The following is a 22,267-nucleotide window of genomic DNA, read 5'->3' as shown; positions in this document are numbered from 1 at the left end:
GCACCCGGTGAGCAACCTCGCACGGTGCAACGGCAAGCGGCTGGGCCCTGCATGGTGCGCGGTTGCGTACTCGGTGCGAAGGGACGGAGCACGCACGCAGTACGCAACCTCGCACCCGACGAGCAACCCCGCACGGTGCGAGGGCGAGCGGCGGAGGCCCGGCGCGCAACCTCGCACGGTGCGAGGGCGCGGCCCCGGCCCTGAACCGTGCGAGGTTGTCGGCTCCGTGCGAGACTCCGACGGCGCACGGGGCGGGCAAACTCGCACCCGATGAGCAACCCCGCACGGTGCGAGGGCGAGCGGCGCATGCCCGGCGCCCTACCTCGCACGGTGCGAGGGCGAGCGGCTGAGCCCTGCACGGTGCGCGGTTGCGTACTCGGTGCGAAGGGACGGAGCACGCACGGAGTACGCAACCTCGCACCCGATGAGCAACCTCGCACGGTGCCGACGGCCACCGCCCGCGCGCCGCACTCGCACCCGCACCCGCGGCCGACGCGATCAGCGGCGGACGAGCACCGTCCCCGCGATGCGGTCGTGCGCACCCCGGCTGTCGCGGTCGATGATGAGCGCCGGGACCACCAGGCAGAGCAGCACCGTCCGGAGGATCGGCCGCCACACCCCCACGTAGCCTCCACGCATCGGGACGACCCGCAGACCGACGCAGATGTGCCCGAACGACCCGGACAGCAGGCAGATGAACACGATCTGCAGCACGGCGAAGATGGCGATCTGCACCCAGGAGTGCGCGATGTCGCCCGAACCGTTCACCGGCGACCAGACCCCGGTGACGTAGGCGACCAGGTCAGCAAGTGCGCCGTCGATGAGGAGCGCGACGACCCGCCGCCCGATCCGCCCCACACTCCGGGGCCCGGACTCGGGCAGACCGAGGTCCTTGCCCGGCCATCCGTCCGGGTGCTCGGAGGGCGCGGACGGACTGGGGGTGCTGCGGGCCATGGTCCCAGCGTAGGCGACAGCCCGGGCGTAACACGCCCGAAACAAACCAGTCATGTCCGGGAAACCCCATGTCAATAGCCTCGTCGGAGGTGCCTTGACCGGTGCCTCCGACATCACCCAACCCATTGGAGATCGGCCCCATGTTCAGCGATTCCTCCGAGGTCCTGGCCTTCATCAAGGACACCGACGTCAAGTTCCTCGACATCCGCTTCACGGACCTGCCCGGTGTGCAGCAGCACTTCAACATCCCGGCATCCACCGTCGACGAGGACTTCTTCTCGGTCGGCCAGCTGTTCGACGGCTCCTCCATCCGCGGCTTCGCGTCGATCCACGAGTCCGACATGCAGCTGATCCCCGATGTCACCACGGCGTACGTCGACCAGTTCCGCGCCGAGCGCACGCTCATCATGATCTTCGACATCTACAACCCGCGGAACGGCGAGATCTACGGCCGCGACCCGCGCCAGGTGGCGAAGAAGGCCGAGAAGTACCTCGCGTCGACGGGCATCGCGGACACCGCGTTCTTCGCCCCCGAGGCCGAGTTCTACATCTTCGACGACGTCCGCTACTCGGTCACGCAGAACGAGTCCTTCTACGCGGTCGACTCCGAAGAGGGCGCCTGGAACACCGGTCGTGACGAAGAGGGCGGCAACCTCGCCAACAAGACCCCGTACAAGGGCGGCTACTTCCCCGTGTCGCCGGTCGACAAGACCGCCGACCTGCGCGACGACATCACCCTCAAGCTGATCGACGCGGGCTTCGAGCTCGAGCGCTCGCACCACGAGGTGGGCACCGGCGGCCAGCAGGAGATCAACTACAAGTTCGACACGATGGTCCACGCCGCGGACGACATCCTGAAGTTCAAGTACATCGTCAAGAACACGGCTGACCAGTGGGGCAAGGTCGCCACGTTCATGCCGAAGCCGCTCTTCGGCGACAACGGCTCGGGCATGCACACCCACCAGTCGCTCTGGTCGGACGGCAAGCCGCTCTTTTACGACGAGAACGGCTACGGCGGTCTCTCGGACCTCGCGCGCTGGTACATCGGCGGCATCCTGAAGCACGCCTCGGCGCTGCTCGCGTTCACCAACCCGTCGATCAACTCGTACCACCGTCTGGTCAAGGGCTTCGAGGCTCCGGTCAACCTGGTCTACTCGGCCGGCAACCGCTCGGCGGCGATCCGCATCCCGATCACGGGCACCAACCCGAAGGCCAAGCGTATCGAGTTCCGCGCGCCCGACGCTTCCGGCAACCCGTACCTCGCCTTCGCCGCGCAGCTGATGGCGGGCCTCGACGGCATCCAGAACCGCATCGAGCCGCACGAGCCGGTCGATAAGGACCTCTACGAGCTCCCGCCCGAGGAGGCCAAGGGCATCCCCCAGGTCCCCGGCTCCCTCGACGAGGCGCTCGACGCGCTCGAGGCGGACCACGAGTTCCTCACGAAGGGCAACGTCTTCACCGAGGACCTCATCCAGACCTGGATCGACTACAAGCGTGAGAACGAGATCCTCCCGCTGGCCCAGCGCCCGCACCCGTTCGAGTACGAGCTGTACTTCGGCGTCTGAGTCTCGCTGACGCACTCGCGCTCTGCGCATGCGCGTCTGAGTCTCGCTGACACCACACGAAGGGCCCCGCACCGTCAGGTGCGGGGCCCTTCGTGTGTATGCCAAAGCGACAGTGCGCTGACGGCCTGGGCGCTGGCACCCGCGAGAGCGACAGAACGCCGCGAACATTCCCCGGGGTTCTGTCGCTTTCGCGAGAGGACGCTGCCACCGTGCGCGCGGGGTGCGGACGCGACCGCCTGGAGGCCCGGTGCCGGTCCGGCGGGCGGGCGCCGGGCCTCCAGGCGGTCGCGGCGCACGTTCCTTCCCATAGCAGCCGGACTGGAAAGCGGAATCGGGCGTACCTGGTCAGAACTTCCGACCAGGTACGCCCGATTCGACCAGGTACGCCCGGAACCGCCCGGACAGACCAAGCCCCGGGCGCACGGGAACGGGGCCCGCGCCGCCCGGCACGGACCCCGTCTCGCGAACGGTGACTAGCGGCTCGTGGCCAACGCGTCGTTCGTCCCCGCTGCGACGCTCACGGGTGCACCCGTGACCGGCGTGGGACGTCCCAGGGAACGGACGGTCCACCCCGCTTTCACCCAGTCGAGGACCGGGAGGCAGTTGCGCGCGTCGATGACGACGCGGCGCCCGACGAGGTCGCCGAGGGCGACCGGGTCGGCGGTGATGATGTCGTCCCACTCGGTGAGCACGAGGACGACGTCGGCGCCCTCGATCGCGTCCGTCATCGAGGCGGCGTAGCTCAGCGTCGGGAACGAGCGCTTCGCGGGCTCCATCGCCTCGGGGTCCCAGAGCGTCACCTGGGCGCCGCGGAGGTGCAGCGCGGCGGCGACGTTCAGCGCCGGCGAGTCCCGGACGTCGTCGGTCAGGGGCTTGAACGCGGCACCGATGACGGCCACGCGACGGTTGAGCACCGATCCCCCGGCCGAGTCGATCGCCATGTCGATGACCCGCTGGCGCTGCCCCATGTTGATCTCGTCGACCTGCTGCATGAGGCCGACGACCTGGCCCGCGCCGATCTCGTTCGCGCGGTACATGAGCGCCCGGATGTCCTTCGGCAGGCAGCCGCCGCCGAAGCCGAGGCCGGCGTTCAGGAACTTCCGGCCGATGCGGGCGTCGTGGCCGAGGGCGTCGGCGAGCGTGGAGACGTCGGCGCCGGTGATGGCGCACATCTCGGAGATCGCGTTGATGAACGAGATCTTGGTGGCGAGGAAGGCGTTGGCACTCACCTTGACGAGCTCCGCGGTGGCGAGGTCGGTCGTGATGACCGGGGTGCCCTCGCTGATGGGCGCGGCGTAGACCTCGCGGATCACGGCGTCGGCGGCCTCGGAGGCTCCACCCCAGACCAGACGGTCCGGGTGCAGGGTGTCCTCGACGGCCTTGCCCTCACGCAGGAACTCGGGGTTCCAGATGAGCTCGGCGTCGATCCCGGCGGGGGTGAACTCGCGGACGATGCCACGGAGTCGCGCTGCCGTGCCGACCGGGACCGTCGACTTGCCGACGATGAGGCCCGGGTGGGTGAGGTTCTCGGCGACGCCACGGGTGGCGCTCTCGACGTAGGCCAGGTTCGCGGCGTGCGACCCGGCCTTCTGCGGGGTGCCGACGCAGACGAAGTGGACGTCCGCGGCGGCGACGGCCGAGGCGATGTCGGAGGTGAAGCGGAGCTTGCCGCTGGCGACGTGCTTCGTGATGAGCTCGGGCAGACCGGGCTCGAAGAACGGGACCTCACCGGCGGACAGTGCGGCGAGCTTCGACGGGTCGATGTCGACACCGATGGTCTCGAAGCCCATCTCGGCCATGGCGGCCGCGTGGGTGGCGCCGAGGTAGCCGGTGCCGATGACGCTGATGACGGGTGCGGGGCGGGTGTCGGCCGATGCGGTCGACTTCTTGGACTCGCTCATTGCGTGACCTCCTGCAGGTCGTAGTCGATGTCGTTGCGCTTGATGCCCTCGGCGAAGGCCTTGAGGGAATCGGCGCGGGAGTTGAGACGCCAGTCGTTCGTGGTGCGCTTGCCGTCGATGATGGTGGTCGCGGTCTCGCTGAAGTACGCGAAGCCGACGATGTCCTTGTTGGCGGGGTCCGCCAGCGCATCGAAGAGCGAGTTGATCCACTGCGTCTTCTGCGGGTTCGCGACACTCGTGCCGGTCTCGGTCGCCCCGATCTCGTTGAGCATGATGCCCTTGCCCGGCGCGATCTGGCGGAGCTGCGTGAGCGTCGCTCCGAAGGTCGTGCCGAACGTCGGCTGCTCGGTGGCGTCGCGGTAGTAGCCGCTCATGCCGACCCAGTCCACGTAGTCCGCACCCGGGTAGTACTGCTGCATGTAGTCGAGCGTCTGGTACTTCGGGTTGCCGAGCTTGTCGATGCGGCTCGGGGACCAGTCCCAGATGACGTACTTGTTCGCGCCGTTCGCCTGGAAGACGTCGTGCACGTGCTGCCACATCTTCACGTAGGAGCCGGCCGGGTTCTTCTGGTCGTCACCCTCGGACCAGTTGTACCAGGAGCCGTTCATCTCGTGGTCGAGACGGATGACCATCGGCTGTCCGTTGGCCGCCAGCGCCTTGGCGTACTTCGTCAGGTAGGCGTCGAACGACCCACCGGAGATGTCCTCGTTGGTGTACCCGGGGACGTACTTCTGGTCGTTGCCGGTCTGCGCCGGCACCGTCTCCCACGTCATGAGCGGGACACGGCCGTTGGCCCAGGAGCGCTGCACCGCGGGGGCGTTGAACTCCTGGTCGAAGCCCTGGAAGAAGCCGGTCATGTTCGACGCGGTGCCGACCTGACGGGAGACCTCGTCGTACTCGGCCCAGTTGAACGGGGACTGCGCGGTGTACAGGCCGAACCAGCGCGACTGCTGGCCGAGGATCTCGGCCTTGGTCGGCGTGACGACCGGGGTGGCACCCGGGTCGGTCGAGGGACCGGGGTTCGGCTTCGAGCCGCCACCGTTGCCGGAACCAGAGCCGGACCCGGAGCCGTTGCCGGAACCGGAGCCGCTGCCGGACCCGTTGTCGGACGAGCCCGAGCCGGACCCGGACCCACCGGCCGAACCGGCACCAGACCCGCCGGAACCCGAGCCACCGCTGCCGGAACCCGCGGCGTTGACGTTGGACGAGCCTCCCGAGTCCTTCGCGGCACCGAGCTGGGACTGCAGCGACGCGATCTGCGCCTTGAGTTCCGAGATCTGGTCGCCACGCGACCCGGCCTGGGCCGTGCGGGAGTCGAGCTTGCCCTCGAGCGACCAGATGCGCTCCTGGGCGGCGTCGAGCTGCGTCTGCAGCTCGGCGGCGGACACCTTCTTGGCCTTCGGCGCCTCGACGCCCAGAGCCTGGTGCACGGCGGTCGAGACGGGGCCGGAGGGCGAGATCCACACCGACCAGGTGATGAGGCCGAGCGCCAGCACGATGGCCGTCGTGCCGATGGCCGTCCGGCGGGCGTGCTTGCTGGACTGCGCCCACCAAGCACTCGAGGAACGGATGAAGTCAGACAATGAGGAACGCCTCCAGGGCGAAGATCGCGATGCCGATCACGTACGGGATCGCTGCGTACGGGTTGTACCGGCGAGCTCGGGCGGGGGCCGGCGCGGCTGCTCGCTGGGCCTCCTGCTGCGCGACCGCGGCTGCGGCCTCACGGCGGGTGGCGAGGACGGTGGTGGTGGAGTTGGTCGCCGCGTCGGCGCCGAAGAGCTCGTCGAACGCACGGTCCACGGCCACCTGGTCGACGGTCTCGAGCGGAGCGGGCGAACCAGCGCCCGAACCCGCCTGCCCGGACCCGGCCGACCGGGCACGCTCGGCGTCGATCGGACTGACCGGGACCTGCGCCGTGGAGGACAGCGGCTGGACGGCGTCCGCCGGGTCCTCCTGCATCGGGCCCCCGGCGTAGGCACCGGCCCGGGTCCCCCAGCCGGACGCGTGCGCCAGGCGGAAGAAGCCGATGAGCCGGATCGGCATCAGGAAGAACGTCGACACGATGATGAACATCGGCAGGCGGAAGAAGTCGCTCGGCTTCTCGGACAGGTGCCGCATCTGGCGGATCGCCATGCTCAGCACGCTCGAGATCACCATGAGCGCCGCGACGTAGACGAACCCGGTCGAGAAGCCGTACTGCGACAGGATGCCCTGGTACAGGTTCTCGCCCTGGCCGGTGAAGGCACGGTAGATCCAGCCGGCGATCACGCCGAAGAGCATGAACGGCAGGATGATGTCGGTGATGAAGAACGCCGCGAGGACCGGGGCGTGGCCGAGCATCCACGGCAGCATCCGCAGCGTGTTGTACTGCGAGCCGCGGGCCCAGCGGAGCTGCTGCTTGAACAGCTTCTTCACCTGCAGCGGGGCGTCCGTGTAGACCAGCGACGTGTACTGGTAGACGGTCCGGTACCCCTCCTTGAGCGTGAGGTTCGTCAGCGTCCGGTCGTCCGAGACCTCGAGGAACACGCCCATGAACTTCTCGTGCATGAACCGGTCCATCACCCGCATCAGGATGCTCCGGCGGAACGCGATGGTGCGCCCGGGCAGGCAGCCGATCTGCCCGAGGACACTCTGTGCCGGCATCGAGTAGAGCGCCCGCGAGTTCTCGAGCCAGTCGGCCCAGCGGGTGATCCAGCTGCGCTCCGGTTCGAGGATGCGCTGCCGGGTCGTCACGCCACCGACGGACTCGTCGGCGAACGGCTTGAGGAGTTCCTCGAGCGCGCCGGGGGTCCAGACGGTGTCGGAGTCGACCAGCACGGTGATGTCGCCGTTGGACATCTCGGTGCCGACCTTGACGGCGTTGCGCTTGCCCGGGATGGGCGTGTGGGTCCAGCGGACGAGCGGGGCGAACTCGTCGCAGACCTCCTCGAGCGCCTCGTTGCGGGCACCGTTGATGACGACGATGATCTCGCCGGGCTGCTGCTCGACCATGCGGCCGATGACGTCACGGAAGAGGTCGAGCGGTTCGTCCACGACGGGGACGACGACGCTGGTGGTACCGACGAAGGTGCCGGTGAAGGGGCGGTAGCGGGCGGAGATGACGACCTTGAGCAACCAGAGCAACCAGATCACCGCGGAGTACACGGCGAACAGGTAGAACTCGGGGTGGCCTTCGACCATCTGCCTGATCTGCAGAATGAAGGTGAACACTGATCCCTGCTTCAACGTTCGAGGTGGAGATTCCGCTTCATCGGGGAATCAGGGCCGGTTCGGGTGATGCAATTGATGCAGAACCTGAACGCGCGCGCAACGCGACCCCCGTCCGGGGGCGTTACGGGCGCGTTACGGGGTACACACCGGTCCCCCTCTCGGCCGGTCAGAGCGGTCCCCCGTGGTGCTGACAGCACTCCTGCGGACCACGCCTCGACGCAGGGTCGCCCTGATGGGCGACAGGTGCGGCCTGGAGGTACGGGTCGGGTCCGACGGAAAGCCCAGGTCAGCAGGTGGTCACGCGGCGTGTCGGGGGACGTCGGAAAAGGTCCCCTGGCGGTCCGGTGGGAGTTCGGTCACGGCCCGGTAACGAGCCGGACTCCGTTTCGAACAGGGGTACGAAGAGGGTGCCGTCGGGGGACGTCGTGCGACACGGAGAATTAACCTTCGATGGCTGCTCAGGTCGGGTCCGTCCGCAGACGCTCGGGCGTGTCGCGGGGTGCTCGGCGCTGCGTCGGCGGCCGGTCAGGCGCCGTAGAACTCGCGCTCGAACACCTGGCGGGCGCGCCGCGTGACGCCGAGGTAGTCGTCCTCGAGGCGGCTCGCGGAGCCCGGCGGGTACTCCATCAGCCGTGCGACGCCCTCGAGCTGCACGCGGTCGACGGGCAGCACGTCGGTGGTCTTCCCCGACCACAGCACGAGGGCACTGCGGGTGCGCGACGCGAAGCGCCAGGCGGCACCGAGCCGCTCGCCGTCCTCGGCACCGACGAGTCCGGCGTCGACCGCGGCGTCGAGCGCCTCGAGCGTCGACGTGGTCCGGAGCGACGGGATCTCGAGCGCGTGCTGCAGCTGCAGGAGCTGCACGAACCACTCGACGTCGCTGAGCGACCCGCGACCGAGCTTGAGGTGCCGGGCCGGGTCGGCGCCGCGGGGCAGCCGCTCCGACTCGACGCGGGCCTTGATGCGGCGGACCTCGCGCACCTGGTGGTCGTCGATCCGCTCCGGGTACCGCGTGCGGTCGGCGAGGTGCTCGAAGTCACGCAGGAGCTGTGCGTCACCGACGGCACCGCGGGCACGGAGGAGCGCCTGCGCCTCCCACGTGAGCGACCAGCGGGCGTAGTAGGCGCCGTAGGACTCGAGCGTCCGCACGACGGGACCGTTCTTGCCCTCGGGGCGCAGGTCGATGTCGAGGTCGAGCGGGTGGATGGTGTCCTCGGTCAGGCGGTTCAGCTCGCGCACGATGGTCTGGGCGGTCCGGGACGCGACCTCGGGCGCCAGGTCCGGTGCGCGGTACACGTACAGCACGTCGGCGTCCGACCCGAAGCCGAGCTCCCGCCCGCCGTACCGGCCCATCGCGATGATCCCGAACTCGAAGCCCTCGGGGGCGTCCCGGCGGGCGAGCGCGAGGGCACCGGCGAGGGTGGCCTCGGTGACGTCGCTCAGGGCCGGGCCCAGGCCGTCGACGTCGAGGGAGCCGAGCACGGCGGCCATGCCGAGCCGCAGGGTCTCGCGCCGTCGGGCCGAGCGCAGCAGTGCCGCGGAGCCGTCGACGTCGTTGCCGTGTCGGGCGGTGGTCGCGGTCATCTCGGCGAGCAGGGAGTCGATCGGCCGCGGACGCAGGAGCGCCTCGGGTTCGTCGAGCCAGGCGACCGCTTCGGGGAACCGCTCGAGCAGCCCGGACAGGAACGCCGACTCGGACAGCACGGTGGTGAGCGAGTGTGCGGCGCCGGACGAGTCGCGCAGCATGCGGAGGAACCAGCTCGACTCCCCCAGCCCGTCGCTCAACCGCCGGAAGGCCAGCAGCGCACGGTCCGGCGCCGGCCCCTCGGCCATCCAGCGCAGGAGCACCGGGAGCAGGTTCCGCTGGATCGCCGCGCGTCGGCTCGTCCCCTGCGTGAGGGCGCGGATGTGGCCGACGGCTCCGGCGGGGTCGACGAAGCCGACACCGGCGAGCCGGTCGACGACCTGGTCGTTGGTCAGGACGATCTCGTCCTCGGTGGAGGCCACCGCGGACAGCAGCGGCCGGTAGAACAGGCGCTCGTGGAGCCCGCGGACCTCGAGCTTCACGGCGCGCCAGCGGGCTTCGAGCGCCGGGGCCGACGCGGCGACACCGCTCGACCGGGCGAGCACCCGCAGCTCCTCTTCGTCGGAGGGCATGAGGTGCGTCCGCTGCAGGCGCCGGAGCTGGATGCGGTGCTCGAGCACCCGGAGCAGCGCGTAGTCCGGCCCGAACCGAGCGGCCTCGGCACGGCCGACGTACCCGGCGTCGGTCAGGGCGTCCATCGCCTCGAGCGTCGACCGGACCCGCACGGACGGGTCGTCGCGGCCGTGCACGAGCTGCAGGAGCTGCACGGTGAACTCGACGTCCCGCAGGCCTCCGGGGCCGAGCTTGAGCTGCCGGTCGACGTCGGCGTCGGGGATGTGCTCGGTCACCCGCTCGCGCATGCGCTGCACCGACTCGACGAACCCCGGCCGGGTGGACGAGTTCCACACGAACGACGCGACGGCCTCGGCGTACCGGTCGCCCAGGTCGGCGGACCCGGCGATCGGACGGGCCTTGAGCAGCGCCTGGAACTCCCACCCCTTCGCCCAGCGCTCGTAGTACGCCACGTGCGAGTCGAGGGTGCGGACGAGTGCACCGTCCTTGCCCTCGGGCCGGAGGTTCGCGTCGACCTCCCACAGCGCGGGCTCGGCGGCGAGGTCCGTGATCGCGTGCATCGCGGCGATCGCGATGCGGGTGGAGACGAGCACGGCCCGGTCGGTGGAGACGTCGTCGGTGGGCTCGGTGACGAAGATGACGTCGACATCGCTGACGTAGTTGAGCTCGCGGGCGCCGGCCTTGCCCATCGCGATCACCGCGAGCGGGGTCGCCGCGACGTCGGCCGCCGGAAACGGGACCTCGCGCCGGGCGATGTCGACCGCGGCGTCGAGAGTGGCGCCCGCCAGGTCGGCGAGGCCCGCCGCGACGGCCGGGAACGCGTCCGTCGGCACGGGGTGCAGCACGTCGAACAGGGCGATCTGGGCGAGGTGCCGGCGGTAGCGCACCCGCAGGCGCATCCGGGCGTCCTCACCCGTGGCACCGTCGACGGCCTCGGTCAGCGACGCCGTGTACCGCTCCTGCGACCACGGTTCGCCGACCGGTTCGAGCAGCAGTGCCAGCTCGGCCGGGCGGCGGTGCAGGAACTCCCCGAGCCCGATCGAGGCACCGAGCAGGCGGATCAGGCGCTCGGTCGCCGCGTCGTCCGTCAGGACGGGGCGGAGCTCGTCCGGCGCGCGCTCGAGCAGCCGCTCGAGCATCCGCAGGGCACCGTCCGGATCAGCGGTGCCACCCCAGAGCGCGGCAGACCCGGCGACCGGCAGCGGCACGTCGGGGCCGAACCGGGCCTCCAGGTCGGCAGCCCGCTCGAGGCTCTCCGACAGCTCGGCGAACCCCAGACGGGCCAGCTCCGAACGTGACGTCGTCGTCCGACCGGTCATGTGGAACGTGCTCCCGAGGAGTCAGGGCGCTCGGTTCTAGAGCGCGCCGAGGTTGGTGTCGAGCTCGAACGGGGTGACCTGGTCGCGGTAGCGCTTCCACTCCTGCCGCTTGTTGAGCAGCACGAAGTTGAACACCTGCTCGCCGAGGGTCTCGGCCACCAGCTCGGAGTCTTCCATGAGGCTCAGCGCGTGGTCGAGGCTCGCGGGCAGCTGGCTGTAGCCCAGGGCCCGACGCTCCGAGTCGCTGAGGCTCCAGACGTTGTCCTCGGCCTCGGCGGGGAGCTCGTACTCTTCCTCGATGCCCTTGAGGCCGGCGGCGAGCAGCAGCGAGTACGCCAGGTACGGGTTCGCCGCCGAGTCGATGCCGCGGTACTCGATCCGCGAGGACTGGCCCTTGTTCGGCTTGTAGAGCGGCACGCGCACCAGGGCCGAGCGGTTGTTGTGGCCCCAGGTGACGAAGGACGGGGCCTCGTCACCGCCCCAGAGCCGCTTGTACGAGTTGACGAACTGGTTCGTCACCGCGGTGATCTCCGGCGCGTGCTTGAGCACGCCGGCGATGAAGTGCTTGGCGGTCTGCGACAGCTGGTACTGGCCACCGGCCTCGTAGAAGGCGTTCTGGTCGCCCTCGAACAGCGAGACGTGGGTGTGCATGCCGGAACCGGGCTGGCCGGAGATCGGCTTCGGCATGAACGTCGCGTAGACGCCCTGCTCGATCGCGACTTCCTTCACCACGGTGCGGAAGGTCATGATGTTGTCCGCCATCGTCAGTGCGTCGGCGTAGCGGAGGTCGATCTCGTTCTGCCCGGGGCCGGCCTCGTGGTGCGAGAACTCGACCGAGATGCCGAGGTCCTCGAGCATCCGGACCGACCGGCGGCGGAAGTCGTGCGCGCTGCCGCCGGGCACGTTGTCGAAGTAGCCGGCCTGGTCGACGGGCTGCGGGCCGCCGTCCTTCCACTCGCGGCTCTTCAACAGGTAGAACTCGATCTCGGGGTGCGTGTAGAACGTGAACCCTCGGTCGCTCGCCCGGGCCAGGGTGCGCTTCAGCACGTTGCGGGGGTCGGCCACGGCGGGCTGCCCGTCCGGCGTCGTGATGTCGCAGAACATCCGTGCGGTGGGGTCGATCTCGCCGCGCCACGGCAGGATCTGGAAGGTCGAGGGGTCCGGATGCGCCAGGACGTCGGCCTCGTAGGAACGGGTGAGGCCCTCGATCGCGGAGCCGTCGAACCCGATGCCCTCGGCGAACGCGCCCTCGACCTCGGCCGGGGCGATCGCCACCGACTTCAGCGTCCCGATGACGTCCGTGAACCAGAGTCGGATGAACTTGATGCCGCGCTCCTCGATGGTGCGGAGCACGAAGTCCGTCTGCTTGTCCATGCACGACCTTTCCGTGTATCGGGTGGCCGCTGGCGGGCCTCGTCCCAGGCTAGTGGTCCGGCGGTGTGCGCGGGGCCGTGCGACGCGCCGTCACCGGGGCGTCGGCGGGGCGCCGGCCGCGGAGCTCAGCGGTCCTCGGCGTCCCACTTCTCGTTGTTCGCGGCGATGCGGTCGAGCGCGTGCTGCGCCTCCTCGCGCGTCGCGAACGGGCCGATCCGGTCGCGCTGCGGGGACTGCGGGCCCTGCTCGACCTGGCCGGTCTTGTCGTTGAACCACCACTGGGACTCGATGCGTTCTTCGCTCATGTCGCCCACCGTACCCACGTGACCGCCTGGAGGCCCGGTGCCGGTCCGGCGGACCGGCACCGGGCCTCCAGGCAGTCACGCCCACCACGTCGGGCCGCACCCCGGGGCGGTTGCGCTCGGCGCGTCGGGCTGCGCCCTGGGGCGGTTGCGCTCGGCGCGTCGCGCCGCGGCTAGAGTGGTCCGCATGCCCCGGGACGAACACGGACACCTGACCGCCGGCCGCATCTCCCCGCACCGCGCCGTCCCGAAGGACATCGAGCGTCCGGAGTACGTCGGGAAGGTCGAGCCCCACGAGCACGGTCTCGGTGACACCTACACACCGGACGAGGTCGAGCGCATCCGCGTCGCCGGTCGCATCGCGTCGCAGGCCATCGACGCCGTCGGCGAGGCCATCCGCCCCGGCGTGACCACCGACGAGCTGGACCGGATCGGGCACGAGTTCGTCGTCGCGCACGGTGCCTACCCCTCCACGCTCGGGTACCGCGGCTACCCGAAGTCGCTCTGCTCGAGCCTCAACGAGGTCATCTGCCACGGCATCCCCGACGACACCGTCCTGCAGGAGGGCGACCTCGTCAACATCGACATCACCGCCTACAAGGACGGCATGCACGGCGACACGAACCGCACGTTCGTCGTCGGGCAGGCAGCGCCCGAGGTGTCGGACCTGGTGACCCGGACCGAAGAGGCACTGCGTCGCGGCATCAGGGCCGTCGCCCCGGGCCGGCAGGTCAACGTGATCGGTCGTGCCATCGAGGCGTACGCGAAGCGCTTCGGCTACGGCGTCGTCCGCGACTACACCGGACACGGCGTCGGTCGGGCGTTCCACTCCGGCCTGATCATCCCCCACTACGACGCACCGCAGTACGACACGGTGATCGAACCCGGCATGGTGTTCACCATCGAACCCATGCTCACGCTCGGCGGCATCGAGGCCGACATCTGGTCCGACGACTGGACGGTCTCGACCCGTGACAAGTCGTGGACCGCGCAGTTCGAGCACACCCTCGTCGTCACCGAACGCGGCGCGGAGCTCCTCACCGTCTCCTGACCGGACACCTCCGGTAGGCAACCGAAAGGCACGACAACCTCATGACCTCCCTCGCAGTCGGCGTCGACATCGGTGGTACGGGCATCAAGGGCGCGATCGTCGACGTCGCGTCCGGCGCCCTCACCACGGACCGCATCAAGAAGGCCACGCCCGAGGGCGGGAAGCCCCAGGACATCACGGCGGTGGTCAAGGAGATCATCGGCGAGCTCGCCCCCGGTGACGACGTCCCCGTGGGCGTCTGCTTCCCGGCGATCGTGCGGGACGGCAAGACGATGTCCGCCGCGAACGTGTCGAAGAAGTGGATCGGCTTCGAGGCCGAGGCGCTGTTCGAGAAGGAACTCGGCCGCTCCATCCACTTCGTCAACGACGCCGACGCCGCCGGGTTCGCCGAGCAGCAGTTCGGTGCGGCCAAGGGCAAGGACGGCCTGGTCATCGTGACGACGCTCGGCACCGGCATCGGCACCGCGCTCATCAACGACGGCGTGCTCATCGTCAACTCGGAGCTCGGGCACCTGGAGATCGAGGGACACGACGCCGAGTCGCGCGCCTCGTTCGCCGCCAAGGAGCGCGACGACCTGTCGTGGAAGCACTGGGCGAAGCGCCTGCAGAAGTACTACTCGACGCTGGAGGCCCTGCTCTCCCCCGAGCTGTTCGTCGTCGGCGGCGGGGTCTCGAAGCAGTACGAGGAGTTCCTCCCGCTGCTCGACCTGCAGGCCGACATCATCCCCGCGACGCTCCGCAACAACGCCGGCATCATCGGTGCCGCGACCCTGGCGGCGCGCAGCGTCTAGCGCTGGTCGGGCGTACCTGGTCGCGCGTACTTGGTCGGGGGCGTAGCTGGTCGCGCGCGTACCTGGTCGAATCGGGCGTACCTGGTCGGAACTTCCGACCAGGTACGCCCGTTCTCATCAGGTGCGCGCGCCCGTGGGGCTGCCCTCGCATCGGGCACCGCGGAGCCGGGTAGACTCGCTCCAGCGAATGGGTCGGTGAGACGGTCGCGTCGCTCCCCCGGGAGCGCCGAGGAACGTCCGGGCTCCACAGAGCAGGGCGGTGGGTAACACCCACCCGGAGCAATCCGCGAGATAGTGCCACAGAAAGCAGACCGCCGGCGGCAACGTCGGTAAGGGTGAAACGGTGGTGTAAGAGACCACCAGGGGTCCGGGTGACCGGATCCGCTCGGTAAACCTCGCCCGGAGCAAGGTCAGACAGAGGACGTTGAGGCTGCTCGCCGAGTCCTCGGGTAGACCGCTGGAGGCCGACGGCAACGTCGGTCCGAGAGAGATGGCCGTCACCGCCGTGCAAGCGGCGGGACAGAACCCGGCGTACGGCCGGCCCATTCGCCCCTTCTCCGTGCTGCGTTGGCCCGCGCGGACGTCGCGCGCGGCGCGCGCGGTCACGATTCCCCGCTCAGGTTCGTCGAGTGGTCACCAACCGTCGGCCGGCACGGCCGCAGCCGACGGTTCGTGACCTTTCGGCGCCCGGCGAGCGGCGCGTTGCGACCAGCCCACGAACGGACAGGAGGCGCGGTGCGGCGCCGCCACGGGCCTCCCGTCAGGCGGCGCGCGCGGTCACGACTCCCCGCTCAGGTTCGCCGAGCGGTCACCAACCGTCGGCCGGCAGGGCCGCAGCCGACAGTTCGTGACCGCACGGCGGCACGCACGCGACGCGTTGCGACCAGCCCACGAACGGACGGGAGCCACGAACGTCGCTCGCGACTACAGCCCGGACTCGGCCGTCCGCACCAGGATCGCGTCGCTGTCGGGGCACAGCACCACGTCGTCAGGCGCAGCCCGGCGGATGGTCTGCAGGTCGGAGTTGTTGAGGGCCACGCCCGAGGCCGTCGACACGCCGCCCCGCAGGAGCGAGGCGCCGAAGCCGTAGCGCGCACGCTGCCGGTCGTACAGGGCGAGCAGCTCGGCCGGCACCTTGGCGGCGACGTCGGCGCGGGCCTGCTCGGCGGACTCGCGGTCGGCCGTGAGCCGGGCGATCTCGGCGTCACGCTCGGCGACCAGGCCACCGCGGGCGGCCTCGACGTCGGCGAGCTTGGCCTCGATGTCACCGACCCGGGCGCGGAGGCCGTCGAGGTTCTCCATGATCTCGAGCTCGGCGGTCTCGAGGCCGCCGATGCGCCGCTGCAGCGAGTCGAGTTCACTCTGCAGTCCGGCGGCGTCCTTCGCGTTCGCGACGTTCTGCAGCATCGTGGTGTCGCGCTCGACACGGGCCTGTGCCACGGCGGTGTCGGACTCCAGGCGGGCGAGGTCGCGCTCGGCGTCCTCGACCTCGCCGGTGGCGGCGACGAGTTCGCTTCGGAGCGCAGCAGCCTGCTTGCTCAGCTCGGTCAGCTGGTCGCCCTTCTGCAACGACGTGATGCGGTGCGCGATGCGGGTGACGTCGTTGTCGAGACGCTGGACGTCGAGGAGGATGACCTGGTCCTCGGGTGCTGCCTTCATGGTCAGGCTCCTTCTGTGGGGGTGGTGGGTTCGGCGGCCGGCAGGACGGCGAAGTCCCACGGGTCGGTGCGGAGGTCGCTCACGGTGACGCGGACCCCGGCCCGGGTGCGCAGCTGCTCCGCCGCGACGTCGAGCCAGAGCCACTCGGTGGCCCAGTGCGAGGTGTCGATGAGCGCCGGCCCGCCGCCGAGGAGCGCCTGTTCGCGGAACTCCGAGGCCGGGTGGTGCCGCAGGTCGCTCGTGATGTAGACGTCGGCGCCGAGCACGGCGGGGTGGCCAAGCAGCGAGTCGCCCGCACCCGCGCAGAGCGCCACGGTGCGGACGGGCTGGTCGAAGTCACCGGAGACGCGGACCCCGGTGGCCGTGGGCGGCAGCAGGTTGACGAGCTTCCGGGCGAGGGCGCCGAGGGTCGTCCCCTCGGGCAGCACTCCGACGCGACCGATGCCCGTGTCGGGGTCGGCTCCGGCGTCGAGCGGGCGCTGCTCGGTGAGCCCGAGGCGGTCGGCGAGCACGGCCGAGGTGCCGGTCGTCACGACGTCGGCGTTGGTGTGCGCCGCGAGCAGGGCGCTGCCGCCACGCACGAGGGTCGCGAGGACGCTGCCCTTGTAGGTCGACTCGGCGATCGTCGTCACTCCACGGAGCAGCAGCGGGTGGTGCGTGAGCAGGAGCCCGGCCCCGATTTCGACGGCTTCACGGGCGGTGGCCGGCACCGCATCGACGGCGAGGTGCACGTGCTCGACGGTGGCGTCCGGGTCGCCTGCGACGAGGCCGACGGAGTCCCACGACTCGGCACCGGCGGCGGGCCACAGGTCCTCGATCACGGCCTGGAGTTCGCGGAGCGTCGGCATCCCGTCAGTCTACCGAGGCGACCGCCCCGCACGGGGCAGCCGGTCCGTGTGGGGTGATCCGGGCCTCCAGGCAGTGCAGCCGGAAGCGGTGCAACCGACCGCGCCGCGATCGCGGGTCGTCAGCGACGACCGAGCAGGCCGAGCAGGCGGTCGACGAGTCGCGACCACCAGCCGGCCGGGGCCGGCGCTGCCGCGGTGTCGGTGTCGGTGTCGGTGTCGGCTTCCGTCGCGTCCACGACGGGGGCCGGGACGACGGGTGCGGCGACGGCGTCCGGCAGGACGACCGGCGTGCTCGCGGTGACGCCCTGGTGCGCGGTGAGCGCGGCGGCGAAGGCCGCGCGGTCGATGACCGTCGGCCCGGTGGCGGGCAGGACGAGCGGGGTGGGCCGCGTGGCCGCGGACACCGGGGACACGGCCGGGAGGCCCAGCACCGGTCGGACGGGTTCGTCGCGTTCCGGGGTGACGAGTGCCACCACCGGCGCGGCTTCCGCGGTGGGTGCGGCCTGCGCTGCTGCGGGGACGCTCGGTGCTGCGCGGGTCGGCACGGGTGCCGGCCGGGTGACGAGCGCCACCGGCGCGGTCGCTGCGCGGCGGGCTGCAGCACGGTCGCGGCGGTCCGCCTCGGCGGCGGCGTCGGTGAGCAGGTCGGCGAAGACGGTGTGGGCGAAGGCGCGGGCGGCCGTCACCTCGGGGTCCTCCGAGCCGGCGACGGTGGCCTCCCACGCGGCGAGGCGTGCCAGGTCCTCGTCGCGGCGTCGGACCTCGTCCTCGAGCAGGACGATGCGCTCGATGCTGCTGCGGCCTGTGGACGACGACACCTCCACCGCGAGGTCCTCGATGCGCAGGGCCAGACGCTCCGGCGGCTCCGGGAACGACGGGGCGCAGACGGCGGCGTGGCGGGCGCGGTCGCGGCGGAACGCGGGCGCGGCGACGGGTGCCGGGGCGGCCGACTGGTCGGCGGTCGTCGCGTCGGCGGTCGCTGCGGCGGCGGTGCTGCTGCTCGCGGCGTGTCCGGGGCGCTGCACGGGGCCGGTGACGGGCGGGACGACGAGGTCCGGCACGTACGGGGCACGGGTCGCCGGTGCGTCGCGGAGCCACTCCTCGAGCTCGCGGCCGAACGGGTCCACGAGCGGGGTGCGTGCGCCGGACTGGGTCTCCATGTCCGAAGGATAAATATCGCGCGGGCCGAAACGCGGGACATCCGCGGTGTGTCGCTGCACCGCCTGCCATATCGCGGCGGAGTTGAGCGGCGTGTCGCGCCCGTCGTCACCGAGGTGGGCGGAGGCCGTCCTCGAACGCCCGCAGCAGTTCCCGGCCCGCGGGCCAGTCCCCCACGCCGCTCGCGACGTTCACGTGCCCGAGGGCACCGACGCGGACGACGTCCGCGCCCATCGCGTCGGCGAACACGAGCGCCCGGTCCGCGCTGCAGTACGGGTCGTCGTCGCTCACGACGAGGCGCGTCGGGACCCGCTGGGCCAGGGGCACCGGGCGCGGCGCCACGAAGCCCGATGCCTCGTCCGGGAACGTGTCGCCGAGCGGGTCGGGTGGGGCGACGAGGAAGGCACCGGCGACGAGCGCGGGAGCGTCCGCCGTGGTGGCGAGCCAGTCGGCGACGGCCAGGACACCGAGGCTGTGGGCGATGAGGACCGGGGGCTCCGGGCACGAGGCCACGGCCGTGGAGATCGCGGCGCACCAGTCGTCCGGGTCCGGGTCGCTCCACGAGGTGGGGGCGATGCGGACGGCGGCGGGCTGCTGGGGGCGGTGGTCGTGCTGGATGCGCTCGTCGTGCTCGTCCTGCTGCTCCCGCTCCCGCTCCCAGACGGACTGCCAGTGGTCCGGGTCCGAGTTCCAGATGCCGGGGACGATCACCCACGGTCGCGCTCTGCTCACCGGGGCAGCGTAGCGAAGAAGCGAGGCACCGTTCCGGAGTGTGACGCGCGGTGCCCTGCCCGGCTCAGAGCTGCGGGACCGCGCCCCGGGGCTGCTGCAGCGTGTCGCGCGGGTACTGCCCGAAGCGCGACGCGTACGCCGCCGAGAACCGACCGAGGTGCGCGAAGCCCCAGCGCAAGGCAACGCTCGCCACCGTCAGGTCGCCCGCCGACGCGCGGCGGAGTTCCTCGTGCACGCGGTCCAGCCGGATCCCCCGCAGCAACGCGTTGGGCGCCGTGCCGACCTGCCGCTGGAACGCCTGCTGCAGCCCCCGCACGCTCAGGCCGACGTGCTCGGCGACGTCCGTCGTCGTGACGGGCGTGTGGGCGAAGGCGTGCATGAACTCCACGGCCTCGCGCACACGACCAGTGGCACCCTGTGGCAGCGCGACGTCGGGGGCGATGGTCTCGTGCGGGAACGTGTCGAGGAACGCCAGCGCGGTCTCCCGCACGGTCTCGGCGAGGGCCAGTGCGGTGAGCGGTGCCGGGCCGAGCACGATCGCCGCGGCGCGCTGCACCCGGGCGTTCCAGGCGCGGAGGTCCTCGGGCCGGGGCGCTGCGGTGTGGTCGAACACGAGGGGGCCGGGCCGGGTGCCGTGCACCTCGGCGGCGACGCCCTCCAGGTACGTGCGGTCGAACTGCACGAGGCTCTGGCGGACGTCCTGCAGGTCGAACACGAAGGGACGCCGCGTCGGGAACACCCGCGGGGCCCCCGGTGCGAAGTCGACCTCCTGGCGACCGACGTCGACGCGGCCACCGCCGTCCGACGTCCACATCACGACGTACTCGTCGGGGACCTCGACCTCGCCCTGCATCCGCCCGTCGAACCGGGTGGAGCGGAAGGTCATCGATCCGTCGCCCACGACCTGGAACCGGTACGCGAACGGACGATCGGTCCGGGACGCCGAGAACCCCGTGCTCTCGTAGGCCTCTTCGTACAGTTGCACGGCCGCGTCGAGTCCGGCGCCGGACGTCTCGAACCGGATCCGGGGATCAGGCTCGACAGTCATCGCGCGAATCGTGACACGGTATCCGGGAAACGCGACAATCGCCGACCCGTCATTGCGGTTTACGGCCCACGGAGTGCGCTGGGCGGACGACCGTTGCGACTCGGCCGATCGATGACGGCCGTGCTCCCGCTCAGTGCCGGGAGCGAAGCACCGTCCAGCGGTTCCGGTCGGCCACGCGTTCGTACCGCAGGTCGTCGACGACCATGCGGACGAGCGCGAGCCCGCGACCGCCCTCGGCGAAGTCGTCGGGCAGCACGGCGGCGTCGGGATCCACCGTCGCCGCGACCCCGTCGTCAGACAGCAGCGCCTGGAAGCGCTCGTCGCCGATCTCGAGCCGGAGCTCGCACGAGACACCGTCCGGGCGGGCGCCGTGCTCGATGACGTTCGAGGTGAGTTCGACCAGGGCGAGCTCGAGGGCCATCCGGTCCTCGGCGGCGACGGACGGCTCGTGCTGCCAGACGCCTGCGAGGAAGTCGTGCACGGCGGACACGTCGTCCGGGGGGCACGCCAGTGCGAGCATGTGCTCGGCGACGGGGGCGGTCATCACCAGTCGGTCACCGCGGCGTCCCCGTCGGGGTACGTCCGCAGGATCTTGTCGATGTTGGAGAGCTTGAGCACCATCTGGACCTGTTCCGACGGCGCCGCGATGCGGAGGTCGCCGCCGGCCTGGCGTGCGGTCTTCAAGCTGCCGACCAGGGCGCCGAGGCCGGAGGAGTCCATGAACTCGACCCCGGAGAGCTCGACCACGAGCCGCGAACGTCCGTTGCCGACGATCTGGGCCACGGTCTCGCGGAAGGTGGGCGCGGAGACCATGTTGAGCCGGCCGCTGCACTCCAGGACGGCGGTGTCGGTCTCCGCCTCGTGTACGACGATGTCCATCTCGGTGGGTCTCCTCAGATCGGTGCGCCTTGCAACCAGCAACCTACCGGCTCAGCCCCTCAGTTGTGGGACCGGTTTCGCCGCGTCGCCGTCACCTGGACCACGACGGCCGCGGCCATCAGCGCTGCCATCACCCCGCCCATCGCCAGCGCGGTGCCGCCGAGGGCGCCGGCGAGCGGGGTGCCGAGACCGCCGATGCCGAAGGTCAGGCCGCCCTGCAGGGCAGCCGCGGTGCCCGGGTGCGCCGCGCCGACGTGCTGCGTGCGGGTCATCGCCGCCGGCAGGACGAAGCCCCACGCGGCCGTCACGACCGCGAGGGCGCACCACACCGGCACCGGCCCGAGCCCGAGGAGCGCCGACACCAGCACGGCCGTGGCCCCGACCGTCCCGACGACCAGGCCCAGGGTCAGCAGGGCGTCCTCGCTGAACCGCCCGACGAGCCGGCCGAACAGCAGCGTCGTGACGATCATCATCGACGCGTTCGTGGCGAAGACGAGCGTGTACAGCCCCTCGGAGAACCCGAACTCCGACTGGAACACGAACGAGCTCGTCGCGATGTAGGCGAAGAACCCCACCGTCGACAGCACCCCGCTCAGCACGTAGGCCCGGAACCGCGGGATCGCCAGGAGCTCGCGGATCCGCTGCCCGTTGGCCGCGAACCCGACCCCGCCACGGCGCTCCGGCGGCAGGGTCTCGCGGAACCGCAGGACCACGGCCACGAAGAAGACGGCGCCGAGCACGGCCAGCACGACGAACATGAGCCGCCACGTCCCGACCGTCAGCACAGCTCCCCCGGCCAGCGGGGCCACCACCGGCCCGATCGCGTTGATGGCCGCGAGCGTGCCGAACACCTTCGCCATCCGGGTGCCGCTCGTCACGTCGGACACCATCGCCCGACCGGCCACGGCGCCCGCGGCACCGGCGAGTCCCTGGGCGACGCGGGCCACCACCAGCGTCACGACGTCGGGGGCGAGCGCGCAGCCGACCGACGCGAGGGCGAACAGGGCGGTCCCGACGACGAGCATCGGCCGACGACCGATCCCGTCGCTCACCGGTCCGACGAGCAGCTGGCCGACCGCGAAGGCCACGAGGAACGCCGTGAGCGACAGCTGCACCGCGCCGGGCGTGGTGCCGAGGTCGCGTGCGATGGCCGGGAGTGCGGGGATGTACATGTCCGTCGCGAACGGCGAGACCCCGACGATGAGCGCCAGCGGCACGATCGGGGGCAGCACGGTCGTCGTCGGTCCCAGGCTGCGCTCCGTCGTCACCTCGGACACGGTACGCGTCCCCGAATCGATTCGACGGGCACTTCGTGAGC

At 71.0% G+C, this 22,267-nt stretch carries 18 protein-coding genes and 1 other RNA gene; 4 read left to right on the top strand and 15 right to left on the bottom strand.

All coding sequences use genetic code 11. The features are described from left to right. Window positions 1-498: 498 nt before the first annotated feature. A complete protein-coding gene (locus tag DEJ09_RS14910; protein ID WP_071244549.1) occupies window positions 499-954 on the bottom strand; it encodes an RDD family protein in 456 nt (151 codons plus the stop codon). Window positions 955-1,094: 140 nt separating this feature from the next. On the opposite strand from DEJ09_RS14910, the gene glnA (DEJ09_RS14905) reads away from it, so the two are divergent. Further along, window positions 1,095-2,519: a type I glutamate--ammonia ligase gene (gene glnA, locus DEJ09_RS14905; protein ID WP_027465453.1), complete on the top strand. Its 1,425-nt coding sequence runs from the start codon at window positions 1,095-1,097 to the stop codon at window positions 2,517-2,519. A gap of 473 nt (window positions 2,520-2,992) precedes the next feature. Here glnA (DEJ09_RS14905) and DEJ09_RS14900 read toward each other — a convergent pair whose 3' ends face one another. The 6 genes from DEJ09_RS14900 to DEJ09_RS14875 all read right to left on the bottom strand — a co-directional run bounded on the left by DEJ09_RS14900 (window position 2,993) and on the right by DEJ09_RS14875 (window position 12,786). After that, on the bottom strand, window positions 2,993-4,420 hold the full coding sequence (locus DEJ09_RS14900; RefSeq protein ID WP_071403961.1) for a UDP-glucose/GDP-mannose dehydrogenase family protein: 1,428 nt from the start codon (window positions 4,418-4,420) through the stop codon (window positions 2,993-2,995). After that, on the bottom strand, window positions 4,417-6,003 hold the full coding sequence (locus DEJ09_RS14895) for a glycosyl hydrolase (RefSeq protein WP_111089099.1): 1,587 nt from the start codon (window positions 6,001-6,003) through the stop codon (window positions 4,417-4,419). Before DEJ09_RS14895 ends, DEJ09_RS14900 begins: the two co-directional genes overlap by 4 nt. Then, window positions 5,996-7,630: a glycosyltransferase family 2 protein gene (locus tag DEJ09_RS14890; protein ID WP_111030163.1), complete on the bottom strand. Its 1,635-nt coding sequence runs from the start codon at window positions 7,628-7,630 to the stop codon at window positions 5,996-5,998. The genes DEJ09_RS14895 and DEJ09_RS14890 overlap by 8 nt, the downstream gene beginning before the upstream one ends. A gap of 525 nt (window positions 7,631-8,155) precedes the next feature. Next, window positions 8,156-11,107: a bifunctional [glutamine synthetase] adenylyltransferase/[glutamine synthetase]-adenylyl-L-tyrosine phosphorylase gene (locus tag DEJ09_RS14885; RefSeq protein WP_111089098.1), complete on the bottom strand. Its 2,952-nt coding sequence runs from the start codon at window positions 11,105-11,107 to the stop codon at window positions 8,156-8,158. Window positions 11,108-11,143: 36 nt separating this feature from the next. Next, window positions 11,144-12,481: a type I glutamate--ammonia ligase gene (glnA, locus tag DEJ09_RS14880; protein WP_027465449.1), complete on the bottom strand. Its 1,338-nt coding sequence runs from the start codon at window positions 12,479-12,481 to the stop codon at window positions 11,144-11,146. 125 nt (window positions 12,482-12,606) lie between these two features. After that, on the bottom strand, window positions 12,607-12,786 hold the full coding sequence (locus tag DEJ09_RS14875) for an SPOR domain-containing protein (protein WP_111023013.1): 180 nt from the start codon (window positions 12,784-12,786) through the stop codon (window positions 12,607-12,609). Between the two features lie 184 nt (window positions 12,787-12,970). Here DEJ09_RS14875 and map point away from each other — a divergent pair, with 184 nt between their 5' ends. From map to rnpB, 3 genes are all read left to right on the top strand, one after another. Further along, a complete protein-coding gene (gene map, locus DEJ09_RS14870; protein WP_027465447.1) occupies window positions 12,971-13,834 on the top strand; it encodes a type I methionyl aminopeptidase in 864 nt (287 codons plus the stop codon). Between the two features lie 41 nt (window positions 13,835-13,875). Then, window positions 13,876-14,625: a polyphosphate--glucose phosphotransferase gene (ppgK, locus tag DEJ09_RS14865; protein ID WP_027465446.1), complete on the top strand. Its 750-nt coding sequence runs from the start codon at window positions 13,876-13,878 to the stop codon at window positions 14,623-14,625. 188 nt (window positions 14,626-14,813) lie between these two features. Then, window positions 14,814-15,174: RNase P RNA component class A (gene rnpB, locus DEJ09_RS14860), an RNA gene on the top strand. Between the two features lie 375 nt (window positions 15,175-15,549). On the opposite strand, the gene DEJ09_RS14855 is transcribed toward rnpB, so the two are convergent. The 8 genes from DEJ09_RS14855 to DEJ09_RS14820 form a co-directional block, all read right to left on the bottom strand. Continuing rightward, window positions 15,550-16,284 (bottom strand): zinc ribbon domain-containing protein, encoded by a 735-nt coding sequence (locus DEJ09_RS14855; protein ID WP_111089097.1) that lies wholly within the window; start codon window positions 16,282-16,284, stop codon window positions 15,550-15,552. Window positions 16,285-16,286: 2 nt separating this feature from the next. Then, window positions 16,287-17,132 (bottom strand): Nif3-like dinuclear metal center hexameric protein, encoded by an 846-nt coding sequence (locus tag DEJ09_RS14850; RefSeq protein WP_111089096.1) that lies wholly within the window; start codon window positions 17,130-17,132, stop codon window positions 16,287-16,289. Between the two features lie 119 nt (window positions 17,133-17,251). After that, window positions 17,252-18,292, bottom strand: a complete 1,041-nt coding sequence (locus tag DEJ09_RS14845; RefSeq protein ID WP_111089095.1) for a hypothetical protein — start codon at window positions 18,290-18,292, stop codon at window positions 17,252-17,254. 106 nt (window positions 18,293-18,398) lie between these two features. Beyond that, on the bottom strand, window positions 18,399-19,022 hold the full coding sequence (locus tag DEJ09_RS14840; RefSeq protein WP_111089094.1) for an alpha/beta hydrolase: 624 nt from the start codon (window positions 19,020-19,022) through the stop codon (window positions 18,399-18,401). A gap of 64 nt (window positions 19,023-19,086) precedes the next feature. Then, on the bottom strand, window positions 19,087-20,070 hold the full coding sequence (locus DEJ09_RS14835; RefSeq protein WP_111039860.1) for an AraC family transcriptional regulator: 984 nt from the start codon (window positions 20,068-20,070) through the stop codon (window positions 19,087-19,089). Window positions 20,071-20,200: 130 nt separating this feature from the next. After that, window positions 20,201-20,614, bottom strand: a complete 414-nt coding sequence (locus tag DEJ09_RS14830; RefSeq protein ID WP_035808261.1) for an ATP-binding protein — start codon at window positions 20,612-20,614, stop codon at window positions 20,201-20,203. After that, on the bottom strand, window positions 20,614-20,949 hold the full coding sequence (locus tag DEJ09_RS14825; RefSeq protein WP_017886068.1) for an STAS domain-containing protein: 336 nt from the start codon (window positions 20,947-20,949) through the stop codon (window positions 20,614-20,616). The genes DEJ09_RS14830 and DEJ09_RS14825 overlap by 1 nt, the downstream gene beginning before the upstream one ends. Window positions 20,950-21,008: 59 nt before the next feature. Continuing rightward, a complete protein-coding gene (locus DEJ09_RS14820; protein WP_258370585.1) occupies window positions 21,009-22,217 on the bottom strand; it encodes a multidrug effflux MFS transporter in 1,209 nt (402 codons plus the stop codon). Window positions 22,218-22,267 lie beyond the last annotated feature (50 nt).

This window comes from Curtobacterium sp. MCLR17_055 (assembly GCF_003234305.1).
GTDB lineage: Bacteria > Actinomycetota > Actinomycetes > Actinomycetales > Microbacteriaceae > Curtobacterium > Curtobacterium flaccumfaciens.
The sequence above is the reverse complement of the archived record's forward strand: the minus strand, read 5'-3'. Positions and strand labels throughout refer to the sequence as shown.